The 17,045-nt window shown below is 55.8% G+C and carries 15 protein-coding genes and 1 other RNA gene; 8 read left to right on the plus strand and 8 right to left on the minus strand.

Translation table 11 applies throughout. From position 1 onward, the window contains the following. The first annotated feature begins 1 nt into the window (after position 1). The 3 genes from MKI83_RS16515 to MKI83_RS16525 all read left to right on the plus strand — a co-directional run bounded on the left by MKI83_RS16515 (position 2) and on the right by MKI83_RS16525 (position 3,938). A complete protein-coding gene (locus MKI83_RS16515) occupies positions 2-694 on the plus strand; it encodes an MBL fold metallo-hydrolase (RefSeq protein ID WP_241588399.1) in 693 nt (230 codons plus the stop codon). Positions 695-785: 91 nt separating this feature from the next. After that, positions 786-3,602 (plus strand): hybrid sensor histidine kinase/response regulator, encoded by a 2,817-nt coding sequence (locus MKI83_RS16520; RefSeq protein ID WP_241588401.1) that lies wholly within the window; start codon positions 786-788, stop codon positions 3,600-3,602. An 84-nt stretch (positions 3,603-3,686) separates the two neighbouring features. Beyond that, positions 3,687-3,938 (plus strand): YheU family protein, encoded by a 252-nt coding sequence (locus MKI83_RS16525; RefSeq protein WP_241588403.1) that lies wholly within the window; start codon positions 3,687-3,689, stop codon positions 3,936-3,938. Positions 3,939-4,001: 63 nt separating this feature from the next. Here the strand turns inward: MKI83_RS16525 and MKI83_RS16530 are convergent, their stop codons facing one another. From MKI83_RS16530 to MKI83_RS16540, 3 genes are all read right to left on the minus strand, one after another. Next, positions 4,002-5,768 carry a sodium:solute symporter family protein gene (locus tag MKI83_RS16530; protein ID WP_241588405.1) on the minus strand — a complete coding sequence of 589 codons (1,767 nt, stop codon included), beginning with the start codon at positions 5,766-5,768 and terminating at the stop codon, positions 4,002-4,004. 12 nt (positions 5,769-5,780) lie between these two features. Then, positions 5,781-6,047 carry a DUF4212 domain-containing protein gene (locus tag MKI83_RS16535; RefSeq protein WP_241588406.1) on the minus strand — a complete coding sequence of 89 codons (267 nt, stop codon included), beginning with the start codon at positions 6,045-6,047 and terminating at the stop codon, positions 5,781-5,783. 188 nt (positions 6,048-6,235) lie between these two features. Next, positions 6,236-6,874: a GNAT family N-acetyltransferase gene (locus MKI83_RS16540; protein ID WP_241588407.1), complete on the minus strand. Its 639-nt coding sequence runs from the start codon at positions 6,872-6,874 to the stop codon at positions 6,236-6,238. Positions 6,875-7,027: 153 nt separating this feature from the next. Here MKI83_RS16540 and xthA point away from each other — a divergent pair, with 153 nt between their 5' ends. Then, the gene (gene xthA, locus MKI83_RS16545) at positions 7,028-7,840 is read left to right on the plus strand and encodes an exodeoxyribonuclease III (protein WP_241588408.1); all 813 of its coding nucleotides are present in this window, start codon (positions 7,028-7,030) and stop codon (positions 7,838-7,840) included. 191 nt (positions 7,841-8,031) lie between these two features. On the opposite strand, the gene MKI83_RS16550 is transcribed toward xthA, so the two are convergent. The 4 genes from MKI83_RS16550 to MKI83_RS16565 are packed head-to-tail and all read right to left on the minus strand — an operon-like array spanning position 8,032 to position 9,742. Continuing rightward, positions 8,032-8,622, minus strand: coding sequence for a COG3904 family protein (locus MKI83_RS16550; RefSeq protein ID WP_241588409.1), 591 nt, complete (start codon positions 8,620-8,622; stop codon positions 8,032-8,034). Positions 8,623-8,665: 43 nt separating this feature from the next. After that, positions 8,666-8,848 carry a hypothetical protein gene (locus tag MKI83_RS16555; RefSeq protein ID WP_241588410.1) on the minus strand — a complete coding sequence of 61 codons (183 nt, stop codon included), beginning with the start codon at positions 8,846-8,848 and terminating at the stop codon, positions 8,666-8,668. Between the two features lie 4 nt (positions 8,849-8,852). Further along, positions 8,853-9,443 (minus strand): alpha-ketoglutarate-dependent dioxygenase AlkB family protein, encoded by a 591-nt coding sequence (locus MKI83_RS16560; protein ID WP_241588411.1) that lies wholly within the window; start codon positions 9,441-9,443, stop codon positions 8,853-8,855. Next, positions 9,443-9,742: an aspartate-semialdehyde dehydrogenase gene (locus MKI83_RS16565; RefSeq protein WP_241588412.1), complete on the minus strand. Its 300-nt coding sequence runs from the start codon at positions 9,740-9,742 to the stop codon at positions 9,443-9,445. The genes MKI83_RS16560 and MKI83_RS16565 overlap by 1 nt, the downstream gene beginning before the upstream one ends. A 153-nt stretch (positions 9,743-9,895) precedes the next feature. On the opposite strand from MKI83_RS16565, the gene rapA reads away from it, so the two are divergent. From rapA to MKI83_RS16585, 4 genes are all read left to right on the plus strand, one after another. Then, a complete protein-coding gene (gene rapA / locus MKI83_RS16570; protein WP_241588413.1) occupies positions 9,896-12,739 on the plus strand; it encodes an RNA polymerase-associated protein RapA in 2,844 nt (947 codons plus the stop codon). A gap of 241 nt (positions 12,740-12,980) precedes the next feature. Continuing rightward, positions 12,981-14,603 (plus strand): methyl-accepting chemotaxis protein, encoded by a 1,623-nt coding sequence (locus MKI83_RS16575; protein ID WP_241588414.1) that lies wholly within the window; start codon positions 12,981-12,983, stop codon positions 14,601-14,603. 28 nt (positions 14,604-14,631) lie between these two features. Continuing rightward, a complete protein-coding gene (locus MKI83_RS16580; RefSeq protein WP_241588416.1) occupies positions 14,632-15,732 on the plus strand; it encodes a hypothetical protein in 1,101 nt (366 codons plus the stop codon). A 14-nt stretch (positions 15,733-15,746) separates the two neighbouring features. Continuing rightward, complete coding sequence (locus MKI83_RS16585) at positions 15,747-16,151, plus strand: phosphate ABC transporter substrate-binding protein (RefSeq protein WP_241588418.1); 405 nt, start codon at positions 15,747-15,749, stop codon at positions 16,149-16,151. Between the two features lie 280 nt (positions 16,152-16,431). Here the strand turns inward: MKI83_RS16585 and ssrA are convergent. After that, positions 16,432-16,818, minus strand: a transfer-messenger RNA (tmRNA) gene (gene ssrA / locus MKI83_RS16590). Positions 16,819-17,045: the final 227 nt, after the last annotated feature.

The raw sequence follows: 17,045 nt of genomic DNA on the forward strand, positions 1-17,045 counted from the left end.
CATGCTCATGCGCCAACTGTTCGATCAGCAAAGTCATACCTACACCTACCTGCTGGCAGATCAGCAACAAGCCGTATTGATTGACCCCGTGCGCGACAAATTGGCTGACTACCTGCAATTGCTGCACGAGCTTGCGCTGGAGTTAGTGATGGCGCTAGACACCCACACCCATGCCGACCACATCACCGCGCTAGGTGCGCTCCGTGACCAAACAGGCTGCCGCACGGGCTTTGGCCAACAAAGCGGTTCGGCATGCGCCAGCTTTACCTTTACGGATCAACAAGCGCTGACCTTCGGCACACAACAGCTGATCGCACTGCACACGCCTGGCCACACCGACGACTCCTACTGCTTCTACTGGGCCGGCGATGCGCAGCACACAGGCCGCCTGTTTACCGGCGACACCTTGTTGATCCGTGGTACCGGACGCACCGACTTTCAAGCTGGCGATGCCAAACAGCAATGGCTCAGTTTGCAACGCTTATTGCAATTACCAGGCGCCACCCAAGTGCTGCCAGGCCATGACTACCGTGGCTGGACGCGCTCCACCCTAGCCGAGGAGCAAGCACACAACCCGCGCCTGCAAGTCGCCGACGCCACGGCGTATGCCGCGTTAATGAGCCAACTAAAACTCAGCAACCCCAAACTCATGGACATAGCCGTGCCAGCTAATCGAGCCTGCGGCCAACAATAACCGCCAAGCAAGCGCTCGTTTTGCTTGGTATTACCCACTACAGCCCAGCTATTTAACGCTACACTTTGGTAAAACCTCGGTGGAGACGCCTGTGCCACAAAAGCTGTCTGCATGGCTGCTGCTGTTTTTACTAAGCCTCTCGCTGCACAGCGGGGCCGCAGAGCCTGTTGTATTGAACAGCGATAACGCAAGGGTTTCGCTCGGCCCTTATTTGCACTATCTGGAAGACCCGCAAGGCACGCTGGCGTTCTCCCGCGTCGCGGCCATGCCAGATTCATTATTCAGCCAAGTCAGCGGCCTGCATGCCAACCTTGGCAAAAATGGCTCCGCATGGTGGTTTCGTTTCACGGTGACCAACCAAACAGGGCGCAATCAAGCAGCCTTTATCGAAGCGAATTACCCACTACTCGATGACTTACGGCTGTTCCAGCTATTTGGCAACAAAGCCATCGGCCACAGTGAAATCGGCGACACGCTGCCCTTCCATCAACGGCCAGTGGGCGTGCGCGATCTGTGGTTTGCTATCGAATTACGCCCAGGCGTCAATGAGTTTGTCTTGCGCGCCCAATCCACCAGCACCTTATTTGTTCCGCTGTACTTAACCACCCCAATCGCCATGGCCTCGCACAGTGAAACCACCAACAGTTGGCACGGCGCCTTTTATGGCCTGTTAGTCGGCTTATTTTTCTACAACTTGTTTTTGTACGTGTGGCTGCGCGAATCCAGTTATTTCTGGTATCTGGGTTATATGTTGTGTTCTTTGCTATTTAGCGCCAGCTTTGATGGCAGCCTGTTCCGTCTATTTCCGCAAGCCGTTGAAATTCAAAGCATGGGCATTTACGCCAGCATGTTTTTGATTTTGATCTTTGCCAGTCAATTCAGCCGCCACTTCTTACATACCGCCGAACAGTTTCCACGCTTGGATCGCGTTATCCAGATCAAGCTCTGCCTATTAATCGTGTGTTTATTTTCAATGCCGCTGATTGGCGTGGCGATCTGGAGTGTGATGGCCAGCCTAATCACCCTATTGAGCTGCTTTATCCTGCTCGGCATTGGCATCTGGGTATGGCGTAGTGGCTTACGTTATGGCTCTTACTACGTGATCGCGTGGGGCGTGTTACTGAGTAGCTTTTTGATTGCCACGGCGGGCTCGCTCGGTTACGAGCTTTTCAACTGGTACGGCTCAGAGATCACCAAGGTCGGCACCGCCTTTGAAATGATCATGCTGTCTGTCGGTCTTGCTGATCGCATCAACACGCTGAAAACCGAACAACTGCAGGCTGAACAAGCCGCCAAAAATGCCGCCATTGAAAACCAAGCCAAGAGCCGCTTCTTGGCCAAAATGAGCCATGAAATCCGTACCCCACTCAATGGCGTATTGGGCATGGTGCAATTACTCGAAGACACCCCACTCAACAACCGCCAGCAACACTTTGTGCACACCATCAGCAGCAGTGGCAACGCCTTGATGGCGGTGATTAACGATATTTTGGATTACTCCAAAATCGAATCCGGCCGCTTAGAACTGGAAAACATTGATTTCAACCTGACTGATCTTGCCTCGGACTGCTGCGCCCTCGTGAGTGCACAGGTCTTGGACAAAGGCATTGCCCTGCACTGCGTACTGCACAGCGGCGTGCCTAATTGGGTAAACGGTGACCCAACGCGCTTCAAGCAAATAATCCTCAACTTACTGGGCAACGCCGTTAAGTTCACAGAGCACGGCCATGTCAGCTTAACGATTCGCCGCAGCCCCAGCCTGCCTGGCGAGGTGCGCCTGCTGTGCTGTATTCAAGACAGCGGCATCGGCATTGCTCCCGAGGCGCAAGCCCAGCTGTTCACCTCCTTTAGCCAAGCCGACTCTAGCACCACGCGGCGTTACGGCGGGAGCGGCCTAGGCCTAGCCATTAGCCGCGAGCTGGCCGAACACATGGGCGGCTTCATTCGCCTAGATAGCACACCCGGCAAAGGCTCGAACTTTGAAGTGTGCGTGGTCATGCAAGAGGCCATACCAAAGCAAGACGACCCAACCTTGGCCCTTCAAGGCATCAATGCGCTATTGCTCAGCCAAGACCCGCTCGCCCTTGAAAGCCTGCGCTACAACTTCAACCGCTGGGGCATGCGCGTGCAAACTTGCAGCGACCCCCTCGCCTGGGCCGACCTCTACCAACAGTTTATTAAAGCGCCATTGGTGGTGATTCACGCGCCTTGGCCTGGCAATATCGAGCAATGGTTTAAGCCTATCGAGGCGCTGGGCCACAACACCAAAGTCTTGGTTTTGAGTAACGAACTGCTGCACGCCGAACAATGTGAATGGCCGGTGGGAGCCTTCAGCGCACTGGAGCTGCCGGTCAACCCACGCCAACTCGCGCAGCAGTTAATCGAATTACTCTCAGGCTCCGTCAGCGCCAGCACCCCCACCAGCCCAGCCAGCCTTGCGGCAGCGACCGATACGCTAACTGATGAGCACAGCTACCAAACGGGCCCAAGCAACAACCAGCACACGCATGTCTTGGTCGCTGAAGACAACCCCGTTAACCAGATGGTGATTCGTGGCTTATTACAACGCTTGGGCTATAGCATCGAAATAGCTGGCAACGGTGCCGACGCGTTAAAGCTGTATCAGCGCTCACCGCTGCACTACAGCATGCTGTTGATGGATTGCGAAATGCCGATCATGGATGGCTTTGAAGCCACTCGACAAGTCCGCCAGTTTGAGCAAGCGCACAACCTTGAAGCTATACCAATCATTGCCCTAACCGCCCATATTCTGGCCGAACACCGCAATATGGGTGAACAAGCTGGCATGAATGCCTATTTGGCCAAGCCTGTGAACTTCACCGAGCTTGAAGAAACCCTAAAACAGTTTGCCGAGGCACCTACCCCCCGCTCGCCCATTGCCCATTAAAATACCGCCCAACCCGCTGCGCGCGCAGGCAACCCCCTTCATCGCTGCGCAGCGATGCGGTACCGCCTTTACCCTGAAGCGATCATGATTATTCCCTACCAACACCTTGAACCGGACACACTTAACCGCTTGCTACAAGACTTTGTCAGCCGCGACGGCACCGACAATGGTTTTGATGCCAGCGAAGAACAACGCATGGCCAAGGCTTTAAGTGCCTTACAACGCGAGCAAGCCTTTATCGTATTCGACGAAGAAAGCCAGCAGTGCCAACTGCTGGCCAAGCATGAGCTAGACCCCGCCTACCTCAAGGCTTATCACGACAACAACGCAGATTAAAAACGCATACCTTAGCAACAACAAACCCCGCACACGGCGGGGTTTGTTGTTATGCATTAACGCTTAGTGGGCTACAGCACCGCCCGCGCCACGCGGAATACGGATACTTTCGACCAGATCTTGAATATGTGCTGGCGGCGCTGAGGTGAGCTTAGCCACCACCACCGACACTACAAAGTTGAAGATCATGCCCAAGGTACCAATGCCCTCTGGTGAAATACCGAACCACCATTGGTCCGCACCGGCGGCTGGGTTAATGAACTTGAAGTACACGATGTAGGTGAAGGTAAACACCAACCCCACAATCATGCCGGCTACGGCGCCTTCACGGTTCATCGTTTTGGAGAAGATCCCCATCACGATCGCCGGGAAGAACGAGGCCGCCGCCAGACCAAAGGCAAAGGCCACCACCTGCGCCACAAACGCCGGGGGATAGATCCCAAACAAGCCGGCAATCACCACCGCCACACCAGCGGCAATCCGCGCAGCCAGCAGCTCGTTCTTCTCGCTGATGTTAGGCATCAGGTTGGACTTGAGCAGGTCATGACTGATCGAGGTCGAGATCACCAACAGTAAGCCCGCCGCGGTCGACAACGCCGCTGCCAAACCACCGGCAGCAATCAACGCAATCACCCAACCCGGCAAGTTGGCAATTTCTGGGTTCGCCAACACCATGATGTCGCGATCGATGTACAGCTCGTTACCATTGGCGGTGGGTGCGTTGGTCACGGCGCGTTCACCGTTGACACCTGCATCCTTAGCAAACGTCGGCGCACCTTCAAACGGCGCACCCGCAGTGTACTGAATCACGCCGTCTTGGTTCTTGTCCTGCCAGGCAATCAAACCTGCCTTTTCCCAAGTTTTAAACCAGCTGGGTACTTCGGCATAGCTCACATTAGGAATGCTGGTCAGCAAGTTGGTACGAGCAAACGCCGCCACCGCAGGTGCTGTGGTGTACAAAATGGCGATGAACAGCAAGGCATAACCGGCTGATTTACGCGCATCACGTACGGTTGGGGTGGTGAAGAAGCGCACAATCACGTGCGGCAAACCTGCGGTACCCACCATCAAAGCCATGGTGATGAAGAACACGTCGATGGTCGACTTAGTGCCGTCGGTGTAGGTGTTAAAACCTAACTCCGTGCTCAACCCATTGAGCTTATCCAGCAGGTACGTATCGGTGCCATCTAAGGTGCCACCAAAGCCCAACTGCGGGATCGGGTTGCCGGTCAGCATCATCGAAATAAAGATCGCCGGAATCATGTAGGCGAAAATCATCACGCAGTACTGCGCCACCTGGGTGTAGGTGATGCCTTTCATGCCGCCAAGCACTGAGTAGAAGAAGACAATCGCCATACCGATAACCACACCGGTATTGATGTCCACTTCAAGGTAACGTGAGAACACGATACCCACACCGCGCATCTGCCCCGCCACATAGGTGAAGGAGATAAAGATCACGCAGATCACCGCCACTACGCGCGCCGTTTGTGAGTAATACCGCTCACCAACGAACTCAGGCACGGTGAACTTGCCGAACTTACGCAGGTACGGTGCAAGGCACATCGCCAACAGCACGTAACCGCCGGTCCAGCCCATCAGGTACACGCCGCCGTCCAAGCCAACGAAGGAGATAATCCCCGCCATCGAAATAAACGAGGCCGCCGACATCCAGTCAGCGCCCGTCGCCATGCCGTTGAGTACCGGATGCACGCCTTTACCGGCGACATAGTATTCGCCGGTTGAGCCTGCGCGCGTCCACAGGGCGATGCCGATATACAGCGCAAACGTCACGCCGACGAAGAGATAAATCAGAGTTTGAGTGTCCATGTCTGATCCGCCTTATTCTTCGTGAACGTCGTATTTGCGATCGAGCTGATTCATCTTCCACACGTAGAAGAAAATCAAACCGACGAACGCATAGATTGAGCCTTGCTGGGAAAACCAGAAGCCCAAGGGATAGCCAAAAAATTGAATGTTATTCAGGGCGTCAACGAACAAAATGCCGCAGCCAAAAGAAACGACAAACCAAATTGCCAGAAGCTTGAGCATCAGGCTGAGGTTTTCTTTCCAATAAGCCGCTGGCACATCCTGCTTGTGGATAGACATGAGCGATCTCCGCTAGTTGTTGTTATAGCAACTTCAAACTAACAGCGACCGCGCCACGCGAAACTTAGACCTTGGTCGCGCTCAAGCTAACGCCCAAGCACACCAAGCGGTGATTTAAGAAATATTGTGGCACCCACAACAAGAAGCCTGCTGCCTCAACCTGACAGCAGGCCAACACTTACAGCCGATTAACTGGCCGCACTCACCCGTTGCGGATTGGGGTGATACAGCACGTGTTCAAGCACAGGGCCCAGTGCTACCTGGCCAACCTCCTGATAGCCCAAACGCTGGTAGAACTCTAAATAGCGTGCATTGCCGGTATCCAGCACCACACCCTTAGAGTTTTGATCATCGGCACACCAATCATGCAGCGCTTCCAACAACTGCAAACCGTAGCCATGCCCCTGAAACGAGGGATGAATACCAATCAGCGGCAGCACGGTAAATTGCCCAGCCGGCAAGCTATCCAGCACCGCTTGGTGATAGTCCAAATAACGCCGCGTGCAGCGAAAACCCGCCGTGAGCACCATACGCATGCGCCACATCCAACTCTCGGTAATATCGAAGCGCTTACTTGGCGGTGAGACCAGCGCGATACCAATCAAACGGTCATCTAACACTAAGCCAATCGACGGCAAACGCTCATTGAAATGCTGCTCGACCAGCTCCCGCACGCTAGCCCGTACGCGTTGATCGAAGCCTGGGCGGTCTTGCTCGAAGATATGTGCAAAGGTCGGCTCATGGCGATAAGCCTGATACAGCAGCGAGCGGGCCTCGCGACGATAACTACCATTGAGCTGGCGAATTTCCAATTTACCCTCGGGCATCGTGCATCCTCTTGCCGCTTATTGTTGTGTTGTATGCAGGGCACAGCGGGCTGTAAAAAACAGCCGCCTTGTGAACCTAGCACGCACGCCTGAGGGTCGCCAGCACCGCCACATTGCTCTACGATGCCCGTTTGACTGAGCAGCGAGGCACCCATGAAACTGGTTTCTTTTAATATCAACGGCCTGCGCGCACGACTTCACCAACTGCAAGAGCTGATCGACCGCCACCAGCCGGATGTCATTGGCCTGCAAGAAACCAAAGTCCACGACGAAGCCTTCCCGCTCGAAGCCGTTCAAGCCATGGGCTATCACGTGCACATCCACGGCCAGAAAGCCCACTACGGCGTAGCACTGCTATCCAAACAAGCCCCGCTAAGCATCGACAAAGGCTTTCCGGGCGATGACGATGAAGCGCAACGGCGTTTTATCCGCGGCGTGTTTGCCGACGGCCAAGGCGGCGAAGTGGTGGTGATGAACGGTTATTTCCCACAAGGCGAAAGCCGCGATCACGCGACCAAGTTCCCCGCCAAAGAAAAGTTTTACGCTGACCTGCAAACGCTGCTGCACAGCCAGTACAGCAACGATCAAGCGATTGCCATCATGGGCGACTTTAATATCTCGCCGGAAGATATCGACATCGGCATCGGCGAGGTTAACGCCAAGCGTTGGTTGAAAACCGGCAAATGCAGCTTCTTACCCGAAGAGCGCGAGTGGCTTGGCACACTCAAAGGCTGGGGCCTGACTGACAGCTTCCGTCATCTGCACCCACAACGTAACGACCTCTTCAGCTGGTTCGATTACCGCAGCCGTGGCTTTGAAGACCAACCCAAACGCGGACTGCGCATCGACTACATCCTTGCCACCGCCCCACTGCTGGCACGTTGCCAAGCCGCCGACATTGATTACGATTTGCGCGGCATGGAAAAGCCCTCAGACCACGCCCCCGTGTGGGCCGAGTTTGTTTAACCAATACAACCGCTCTTACTTCGCTTAGTGCTCAAGCCCTCGCCAAAAACTCGAAAGCCCAAAGCAGAAGCCGCTAGATATCTTGGGTTAACGCTAGGCGGTGGGGTCACTGGCAGGGCATGCAGACAGCGGCTTACCTTCGGGTAGGCCGCTGCTGTTTGTGGGGATGTGTTTAGACGTCTTGGACCGGGTTAGTTAAGCCGATAACCCTTGAGTTCATGCTGCGACAGCAGCTTAGGTTGGGTTGGTGCGATGCGCTGCATGTCATCCCACAGACGCGGTGACACGCCCATTTCTTGTAAGTAGCGCGATGGCGCAGAGCCCGCCACGCCCCAGCCGCTTTGTGCGATGGCCGAGTCGCCTTTGGGAAAGTACGGCCGATGCAAGCCGACGTGGCCGCGCACGGTTTTATTACGCCCTGAGGCCAATAAATACACGCAACTGCCTTGGCAAATGCCGCGACTCGGCACGAGCACATCAAAGCCTGTCTCGCGTAATAAACGCCCCATGCGCAGCGCTTCTGCCACGCTGCCGCCTAGGCTATCCAGCAAGAGAATTTTGCGCTGGTAACGCCCCGGATTAGCCCGCAAGCCTTTGAGCAACGCTTCGTAGTCGCCCGGGACTATATCTTCGGAAACCTTAGCAATCAGCACGCTGCCCATGCTGCGATCGGTAGCGGCTTGCACCTCAACCCGCGCGGAGGCACTCAGGCTAATCGTGAATAAAGTCAGCGATAGCAATAGACGAGCCCGCCAACGAACAAACAAATACTGCACTCTCATTCCCCTATACCCACGCATCAAACTGCGGCTTATCTGCAGCGTTTTAGCGCTTGGTTTTCTTATTCTTTTTGCGTTTCTTAGCGGCGCTGGTCTTAGGCAATGGCAAGGCCGCGCTGAAAGCGGCGCGCACATGCTGCAAGCGCTTTTCATTTAAATCATGCACACGCTGTGCTTTGGCATCGGCAAAGTCGATGACGCTGTCTGTTGTGGGCTTTGCTTCCGACATACCGCTATAACTCGCTATTGATCACGTGGCGGAAGGTCAGATTGATCCGCCCGGCCTGCACTTTACGCGTGCGCGGCAATTGATGTTGCCAGTGATGCTGGCAATGGCCATCCATCAGCAACAGTTGGCCATGGCTTAGCGTGTAAGACAAGCCTATCCGTGTGCTGCCTTTGCGACGCAGATCAAAGCGCCGCGCCGCACCTAAACTCAGCGACGCCACCCACGGGTCGGGGCCGAGCTCTGGTTCATCGTCACTGTGCCAGCCCATGCAGTCCATGCCATCGCGATAGTAGTTCAGCAGCACGGCGTTAAAAGCGCGGCCTGTGGTCTGCTCCACCTGCGCTCGCAGCGCGGCTAAAACAGGCATCCACGGTTGGGCGTGATGGGTGTAGCCACTGTAGCGATAACGCACACCCCGATCGCCGTACCACGCCACCTGTCGCGGCGTGAGGTGCTCGCGGCCAAACAAACGCAGCGTCGGCTGCTGCCATGCACACTGTTGCTTGAGCTGTTCAAACCAAACATCGGCTTGCGCTGGCGTACACCAGTGGTCATACCAAGTCAGCCGCCCCGGGTTTAACGATTCACTGCGCATCAGACCTCAACATCAACCCATAACCCCTTGCGCGACATGTCATGCCTCTCCAGCGGGTCTGCAAGCAATTGCGCTTCTTGATCGGCCTCGGCATCCGTCTCGTCATCTGCCTCATCCGCGGCTTTGCCTTGGCGGCGATAGCCCTGAGCATCGTCCGGATCAGGCCGATCTTTGAGTTTAACGCCTTCACTTTTGCTGCTTTCTTGCGCCGGCGCCACTGGCGGAATATCCGGCTTGGGTTTAGCCGGATCCAGATGGACGCCGTGCGGCAAAATGCTTTGCGGAATCGGTGGCAGCATGGTGCAGCCCTCGCGCTGTGCTTAAACAGTTTGTCGGCTGCGGGTACGCTCACTGAAGTCAAGATCTAAACTTGCTCGTGCCGAACCGGCAAACATAGCCCCGAAGGGCTTCATCCATTACCATACCCGCCTTTTTTCAGGAGGCGAAGTCGCATGCAGTACACACCGGGTCAACGCTGGATCAGTGACAGCGAATCCGAGCTGGGCTTGGGCACCATTCTCGCTCAAGAAGATCGCATGCTAACCGTGCTCTTTCCCGCCAGCGGCGAGACGCGCCGTTATGCCGCCCGCAACGCCCCGCTGACTCGCGTACGCTTTGCCGCTGGGGATGAAATCACCCACTACGAAAACTGGCGCATGACCGTGCGTGATGTCACCGAAGTCGAAGGCCTGCTGGTCTACATCGGCCTCGATGAGCAGAACCAAGAGCGCGTCATTGCCGAGCCAGATCTGTCTAACTTTATTCAGTTCCGTCTGGCCAGTGACCGCCTGTTTGCTGGCCAAATTGACCCCCTGCACTGGTTTAGCCTGCGCTACCGCACCTTAGAACGCCAAGGCATGCTGCAGCAGTCCGAGTTATTTGGCTTAAGTGGCGCACGCGCCGAACCTATCGCGCATCAATTACACATTGCCCGCGAAGTGGCCGACCGCATGGCGCCCCGCGTCCTGCTGGCCGATGAAGTGGGCTTGGGTAAAACCATCGAAGCCGGCTTGGTCATCCAGCGCCAGCTGTTGTCTGGCCGCGCCCGCCGCGTACTGATCTTGGTGCCGGAGAACCTTCAGCATCAATGGTTGGTGGAAATGCGCCGCCGCTTCAATCTCAAGGTCGCGCTGTTCGACGCCGAGCGCTGCGCCGCCCATGAAGACAGCGACAACCCGTTTGAAGAAGAACAACTGGTGCTCACCGCCATCGACTTCCTGAGCCATAGCCCACGCTGGCAAGCAGCCGCGTTAGAGGCAGACTGGGACTTGCTGGTGGTTGACGAAGCCCACCACCTAACGTGGCACCCCGAGCACGCCAGCGAAGAATATCGCCTAGTCGAACAGCTCGCGCAGCGCAGCGCCGGTGTCTTGCTGCTCACCGCCACGCCCGAGCAACTCGGCCAAGAAAGCCACTTTGCCCGCCTGCGCTTACTCGATGCCGACCGTTTTCACGACTTACAAGCCTTCCGCGACGAAAGCGCGCAATACCGCCCTGTCGCCGAAGCCGTGCAAGAACTGCTCGATCATGGTCAGTTGTCCGACGGCGCACGCCAAGCGATTGCCGGCTTCTTAGGCAGCGACGGCAGCGGCCTGCTGAGCCAAGTCGACAACGGTGATGAAGCCGCCCGCGCACGTTTAGTCCGCGAGCTGGTTGACCGCCACGGCACCGGCCGCCTGTTGTTTCGTAACACACGCGCCGCAATTGCTGGTTTCCCCAGCCGTGAACTGCACAGCTACCCACTGCCGTCACCGCCGCAATACACTGAGCTAGAAGCCGGCGAGCATCCAGAGCTTTACCCAGAAGTCGCCTTCCAAGCCCAGCAAAGCGCCGGTGATGACAGCCGTTGGTGGCAGTTTGATCCCCGCGTTGAGTGGTTGATCGACACCTTAAAAATGCTCAAGCGCAGCAAGGTACTGGTTATTTGCGCGCACGCCGAAACGGCCCTCGATCTTGACGACGCGCTCCGCAGTAAAACCGGCATTGCCGCCACCACCTTCCACGAAGGCATGAGCATTCTTGAGCGCGACCGCGCGGCGGCCTACTTTGCCGATGAAGAGTTTGGCGCCCAAGTCCTGATTTGCTCGGAGATCGGCAGCGAAGGCCGCAACTTCCAGTTTGCCCATCACCTCATCATGTTTGATCTGCCCAGCCACCCTGATCTGCTTGAGCAGCGCATTGGCCGTCTGGATCGCATCGGACAAAAACACACGATTCAGCTGCACATCCCACACCTACAAGGCACCGAGCAAGAGCGCTTATTCCAGTGGTACCACCAAGGCCTGAACGCCTTCCTCGCCACCTGCCCGACCGGCAACGCCTTGCAGCATGCATTTGGTAGCCGTTTGCTCGAGCTGCTTGAGGGTGGCCATGAGCAGCAATGGCAAGCCCTGCTGAATGAAGCCATCCAGAGCCGCCAAGCACTCGAAGAAGAGCTGCACAGCGGCCGCGATCGCCTGCTGGAGCTTAACTCGCGCGGTGCTGGCGAAGGTGAACGCCTCGCGCAAGCGATCAAAACGCAAGATCAAGATTTCGCCTTGCCCATGTACATGGAAGAAATCTTTAACGTGTTTGGCATCGACAGCGAAGACCACTCCGACAACGCGTTTATCCTGCGCCCGGGCGAAAAAATGCTCGACTCAGGCTTCCCGCTTGGCAGCGATGAAGGGGTGACCATCACCTATGATCGCGACCTCGCGCTAGCTCGTGAAGACATGCAGCTCATCACTTGGGAACACCCCATGACGCTGGGTGCAATGGACTTGGTGTCGTCCAGCTCGATGGGCAACACCGCCGTCGCGCTGATCAAAAACAAAGCGCTTAAGCAAGGCACGGTACTGATCGAACTGCTGTATGTCAGCGAGGCCATCGCCCCGCGCCACTTGCAGCTAGGCCGCTTCCTACCACCGCAAATCTTGCGCTGCTTGTTGGATGAAAAAGGTAACGATCTGGCCGCCCGGGTTAGCTTCGAAACCCTTAACGACCAGCTGGAAAGCGTACCGCGCGGCAGCGCCAACAAGTTCGTACAAGCCCAGCGCGAACCGCTGAACAAGCGGCTTAATGCCGCTCAAGACAAAGTACAGCCTGCACACCAAGCCCGCGTTGCTGAGGCGGTTAAGCGCTTAAAAGCTGAACTGGATGAAGAAATATCCCGCCTCACCGCCCTGCGCGCGGTGAACCCCAGCGTGCGCGAAAGCGAAATTGAGCACCTGCGTCTGCAACGCGATCAAGGCCTCGCCCACCTCGCCCAAGCCGCTTTGCGCTTGGAGTCAGTACGTATTTTGGTCGCCGGCTGATCCGCCACTCGATTGCTCAGCGCCATCTCAGGCGCTGAGCAATCGATCATCGCTACTTAATAAAGACCTTTCCACATGCACGCCGCCTTCAGGCGGTTTTTGTATTAAAAAGCTGCGCCTTGACGCAGCCTTCTCATAGCTGTGCTTAACTCAATCACGTGTTGATTGTTCCTGAATGGACTCAAGAACCGAGCGCTGCGGCCGACAAAACGGCCTGCCAGCACATTGCGGAGATTGCGCCATGCTCAAAAACTTACCCCTTGCCCTGAAGATTTCCCTGCTTCCCGGCATCGCCCTTTTCGGTCTTCTTGTTTACTTGGCGTATAACTACAGCCTGTTATCAAGCAATAACGAACGGCTCAGCAACATAGACACCCGCTACTACCCCACGCTTGAGCACACCGACAGCATCATTTTTAACTTCTCGCGCCTGCCTAACCTGCTCAACAACGCCGTTGCCGCTGGCGAGCTGGAGATCATCAAAGAAGCCGATAGCACCGTCAGCGCGATCAATGAGAAGCTCTCCGCCGTCAAGCAACTGAGCCAAGACCAAGGCAGTCAGGCCGATGCGGCTAAAGCATGGGCCAACGCCATTGATGCGTACTACGCCAACGCCCGCAGCGCTTCGGAGCAAATCATCAACGGCAGCGCCTCGTTCGATGACCTGCGCCCTAATCTTGAACGCATGAGTCAAGACTTACAAAGCGCCAAAGACTTAGGCGACAAGTTCCGCGATCAGGTGTACGACAAGTTTCGCGGCAGCTTAGATCAAGCGCTCAGCAACAACACCACCACCATCAGCGTCGGGATGATCTTAGTCGTCGTCCTATCCTGTGTGGTGTTGCTGTGCTCGATCTTGGTGATTCGCCAGATCATGCAAAACGTTCACGATGTGATTGCCTCGCTGCAAGACATTGCCAAGGGCGATGGCGACCTCACTCGCCGCATCCCCAGCGACAGCCGCGACGAAATTGGCAGCATGATCGGCCACTTTAACGGCCTGCTCGATACGCTGCAGCACACCATTGGCTCGGTGATCAAAAGCGCCGAGCCGCTTAACCAAGTGTCTAGTCAGCTGTATCAGCTCACTCAATCCGCCGAGCGCAATGCCAGCTCACAACACGCCCATACCCAATCGATCGTGCATAACATTCAAGACATGGTCAGCAGCGTACAAGACATCAACAGCCGCACCAGCCATGCCGCAGACGCCGCCAACGACGTCTCGAAAAAAGCCAATCATGCCCAGACCAGCCTCGGCGCACTGACCAGCAGCATTCAAGACCTAGCCAGCGAAGTGCAACAAACGGTGGGGTCTATCCATCAGCTGCAAGGCGAAACCCAAGAAGTCGGCAAAGTGCTGGATGTGATCAAAGTGATCGCCGAGCAAACCAACCTCTTGGCCCTCAATGCTGCGATCGAAGCAGCCCGTGCCGGCGAGCAAGGCCGAGGCTTTGCCGTGGTTGCCGATGAGGTGCGTAATCTGGCCTTCAAAACCCAGAAATCGACCGAAGAAATCCAAGAAATCATTCAACGCCTGCAGCGCAGCACCCATGGTGTGGTGCAAACCATGAACAGCAACAGCACCAAAGCGCAAAGCAGTCTTGATAAAACCAGTGAAGCCACCTCGGCACTGGCCGCGATCGTCGGCGGCATTCAGCAGATCAGCCAGAGCAACAGCGGCATTGCTGATCTCACACAAAATCAACTCCACCTCAGCCATACCATGCAAGAAAACGCCAACGGGCTGAGCGAAGACGCCAACGTGTCACGTCAAGGCGCAGGAGACACCGCTCGGCTGGGCGAAACCCTCGTCAGCATGGGCGATAACTTAAAACAGGCTACCGGCAAGTTCCGAGTCTGATGAGCAGAGCAACAGGAGCACCCAGCACATGAAGAAGACAGCATTGGCATTGGCCGTCGCCTTGGCCAGCGCCTCGGCAATCGCCGTTGAGCAAGGCGAACACCGTTTTAACGCTTTCGGCACCGTCGGCATCAGCTATTTGGGCGGCGAAGACGATGGCCGCAGTTTCGGCATCGAAGGCCAAACCACAGACAGCTGGCGCGGCGATCAGTTGTCTAAATTCGGCGCACAACTGCAATACGGCCTCACCGATACGCTCGGCGTCACCGTGCAAGTCACCGCCAAGGCCGACCAAGACACGTGGAAAGGCAACCTAGAGTGGCTGTACCTCAGCTATCAAGCCACCGACGAGCTGATGCTGCGCGCCGGCCGCCTGCGTACCCCCGTTTACATGTACTCAGAAACCCTAGACGTGGGCTACACCTACCCATGGCTACGCCTGCCGGACGAAGTCTACGGCCAAGTACAGCTCACCAACTACGAAGGTTTTGATCTGGTCTACAACCGCGAAACCGCGCTAGGTAGCCTGAGCTTCCAAACCGCCGTAGGCCAAGCCAAAGAGCGCGAAGTCTTTCAGTTCGATGACCAATATGACATCGACTACAACGATTTTTTCGCCGCCAACATCGCGCTGAGCACTGAATACGGCCGTGTTCGCATTGGCTACGCCGAAGCCGACCTTAAGGGGGGCTTTGATCTACGCCCGTTTGATCACACCAAAGGTAAGTTCTCATCAATCGGCTACCAATACGACCAAGGCACCTTGGTAGCCAACGCCGAAGCCACCAAAAGGGTCATTGAGGGCTCCAACTTCCCTACCCTAGATGCTTTCTACGTGATGGCCGGTTATCACATTGGCGATTTCTTACCGCACCTCACCTACTCACAGCTTGATGAAGAAGGCTCTGGTCGCCAATCCTCATGGATCGCCGGGTTAAACTACCAAGTGACCCCGACCATCATTGTTAAATCCGAATACAAGCGCGTAGACACCAGCGGCGGCTATGCAGGGCAGTTTGTCGAAAACCGCTCAGAAGCAACCACCCGTGCCGTACAAAACTTCTTCGGCGTACCTACCCAGAACTATGACGGCGACATCGTCAGTATCGGCCTTGAGTTCGTCTACTAATGAAGGGGGAAGCGATGAGCACTCTGCATAAGCTAGCCCTGCTCGCGGGCTTAAGCCTCACCGGCGTCTTCGCTCACGCGGAAGTCGCCGTTATCGTTAATGCAGGCAGCAGCGCCGCACCCGACAAAGGCGCGGTCAGTAATATCTTTCTCGGCAAAGATAAAAGCCTAAAACCTGTCGACCAAAAAAACTGGGGCCCCGCCAAGGAGTCCTTTTACAGTGGTGTAACCGGTAAAAACGAAGCCCAACTGAAGTCGTACTGGTCAGGCCTTGTCTTCACCGGTAAAGGCACCCCCCCCAAATCGGTAGACTCTGACGCCGCCGTGGTCAGTGAAGTCGGCGGCAACGCCGATGCCATCGGCTATGTCGACGCCGCCGCTATCAACGACAGCGTTAAAGTCTTATTCACGCTGCCGTAACCCGACTGCACCACGCTGCCCGACAAGGGCTTTAGCACTGGATGCAGGCATAAAAAAGGTGAACTGGAATCAGTTCACCTTTTTTCATTTGATCGACGAGTATTTCAAGGAGGGCTTTGCTATTCCAAAAATCTACAGCTGCCGGCTTAGAATGCCATTTGGAATGCCAAAAGGTGTGGCTGCTACCGAATACTCGTGAACGCTGGTGGTGCTGAAAGCCTTTATTTGCTGGATTTCAGGCACAAAAAAGGACGTCCGTGGACGCCCTTAGATGTGTATTTGGTGGAGCCGGGGGGATTTGAACCCCCGTCCGCCAGTTCGCCGCTATCAGCTCTACATGCTTAGCCGTGTCTATTGAGTTAACCCTTGGCCGCCCGACGGGCAGGGTGCTTTGGGCGAGTTGTGTAAGTTTTAGTCGCTTTGCCCACAACATACGCTGCGACGATTCTGTTCTATCTGACAATCATTTCGGGTTTACAGACATCCCCTAATGATTGCTGGAGCCGAAGCTACCAGAAGTGCGACTAGGCTGCTTACGCAGCTAGTTGAGCACCGTAATTGTCATCATTGGCAATTATAAGTTTTGCAACAGTGGATTTACGAGTTCTGTTACCCACTCGGCATGCACCTCAAGTTTTGTTACCGGCGTCGAATCCTAATCGGCCCCAAAACACTTTGGTCACTAGTACGACAGCGAGTTTACGGCAAAGGTTCCCTAGGGCCAAGAAAAAGCTTGGTTTTCATTAGCTTGCAGGCGGTGTTGGCTTAGTGCGCGAGCTGCCTTGCTAGGCCATCAGCGCCTCCACAGCACACTTAGGGAAACTCTGAAAAAGACTTCCTGATTTTGGCAAAATACCCGAACGCCACCCGCCGAGTTTTCCGATGAAGCAGATA

It is taken from the genome of Atopomonas sediminilitoris (genome assembly GCF_022601735.1).
Taxonomy (GTDB): Bacteria; Pseudomonadota; Gammaproteobacteria; order Pseudomonadales; family Pseudomonadaceae; genus Atopomonas; species Atopomonas sediminilitoris.